Origin of the sequence: Streptomyces malaysiensis subsp. samsunensis, from assembly GCF_024519315.1 — a bacterium.
GTDB lineage: Bacteria > Actinomycetota > Actinomycetes > Streptomycetales > Streptomycetaceae > Streptomyces > Streptomyces malaysiensis.
Genome location: NZ_JANIIC010000191.1, coordinates 1 through 2,045 on the forward strand (window position 1 = coordinate 1; position 2,045 = coordinate 2,045).

A 2,045-nucleotide genomic window follows, 5' to 3' on the forward strand; every position below is an offset into this window, starting at 1 on the left:
AAAGCTGAGCCAGATCGACCGCCGAGTACTGGGCCGCCATGCGCAGAGCGTGTGTGCGATAGAAAAATGGAATGAGCACCAGCAACGCGGCCTCAGCGGGATAGAGGTCTAGCGGCGCTTGGTCGTCCACGTCACCCAACAGCCACTCGATGCGTTCCACGAAACGCACCGCGACCTCCGGGTCTCGCCACGGATCAGCGCCCAGCGTCCGCTCTGCCTCGTCGCTGAGCCCGGCGAGCGCCTCAACGATCAGCCCCACCTGACGCCGGAAGAAGGCGACGTCACTCGACGTTCGCACATGCTCCCACACTGCTGACCCGACGGCGGCCCGCACCCAGGCATTGTCCGTTACGGGCTGACTCTCGGCCTCCGGGCCGCCCTGCTGCACATACAGCCTGCCGATTGACCGCGCTTGCACCACGGTCCCCGCCATGGCCTTGCCGGCGACCACATTGTGGGCATCACCTTCTCGCATGACGCACCCCCACCTCTGAGAATTGTCGTCCAGTGCCTTCGAGCGATCGGCGCCATCTTGTCAGCAGTGCCACAGGAGTAGCAGCGCGAGCGCATTACTCATGCCGAGGTAGGCCAGTCGCAGCAGCATGAGGGTCACGTTTCCGCGCTGATCAGCTTCAGCGCAAGCATCCTGGCGTCAGCGTCGGACCTGAAAGCTTCACGGAGGCGAGCCATCGCCTCCCACCTGGGCGGATAAGGTTTTCGGCAAGGATAAGGCCACCGCGCCTTTACGAGGTCGAACGCATGCAATCGTGAACAGTGGACCTCATGGAATTCGCCAACTCGATGGCGTTTTCGCGGTAAAATCCAGTTCGAATGTGAAATCCCTCTTCTGAGGGGAGTGCGACGACGGCATGTGTAATGCTGGCGTAAATCGAGTGGAGCTGTCTGAGCGTGAAGGTGCATGTGCCAGATTCGTTTTCTGGCACATGTGCTACCTCTTTCGTGATGTTTTCCAGTTCCCTCCTCGGGCTGCCCGTGCAGAGTTCTGCCATGCCGTCTCCGTCGTGGGTCTCCATGGTGAGTGCAATGCACTCTCGGAACAGGGCTGCCTGCGCAGGCGTAAGCTTCAACGACACGCTTCCTGGGTCATATGACTGGATTCGAATCCTTGCTCTCATTTTGGCCTGTATCTCTCCGAGTCGAAAGAATCTGATGAATAGTGGTATGCGTGAATTCGGTACGCTGTCTCGACGATCAGGACGCCGCGCCCTCTGTCATAGGCAACGCTCGACCCAGTTCTGGTGTCGACGTGGGTGGTCTTACCCTCGAAGGATGACAGATATCGAGCCAGCTCCTTCGGGTTCGAACCAATACCTGATATGGAGTGATCTGCCGCGTTGGCGGAACCATCATTCATGCGCTGAAAATCGTGGTCCACACCTTCCGCGACACGCGCTCCGTATTGTGCTTCTATCTCATCGTATGTGTCGTCGTCGATGCCCGGCCCGCAGCCTTCCAGGGCGAGTGGGTCGGCCCAGGTGAGGGGGTTGACAACGTAGATGTGGGGATTGTCGGCCGGTGCGAGGCCAAGCGGGTCGGGGGTGAGATAGCGGGCCGTCTCCGGGTCGTAGTACCGGAAAAAGTTGTAATTCAGACCGGTTTCCGGGTCGGCGTATTGGCCGGGGAACCGGAGGGGGCAGTCCACCTCCTCTGGTGGGGCGGTGAAGGGAGTGCCCCAGTTGGTAGTGCGGGCTTGCCATACGAGGGCGCCGTCAGGGGTGACGAGTTCGGTTGGCGTGCCGGCCAGATCCGTGACGATCGCGTGGAATCGAGCGTCGTCCGCGGACTGGGAGGTGCCGGCGAGGGAGAGGGCGAAGGTCCCGGGGCGGGGGTTGAGCGTTCGGTGTGTGGATTGGGATACGGGGCGGTGGGTGCCCGGGGCGTAGTCCCACGTCGTCGCCGTGCCACCGGAGGTGGTTTGCTCGGCGAGGCGGGTGCCGTCCCAGGTGAAGTGGATCAGATCGGCGATCGTGCCGTCGTCGTGGAGGCGTTGTTTGGTGGTGCGGCGCCCGAGCGGGTCGTAGAGA

2 protein-coding genes are annotated in these 2,045 nt (G+C 61.8%); both read right to left on the minus strand.

Annotated features, from left to right (window positions below; genetic code table 11):
- A partial coding sequence (locus NQU54_RS48370) for an HD domain-containing protein (protein WP_441005766.1) occupies window positions 1-475 on the minus strand: 475 nt, incomplete at its 3' end.
- 657 nt (window positions 476-1,132) lie between these two features.
- On the minus strand, window positions 1,133-2,045 hold a 913-nt coding region (locus tag NQU54_RS48375), incomplete at its 5' end, for an RHS repeat-associated core domain-containing protein (protein WP_306279884.1).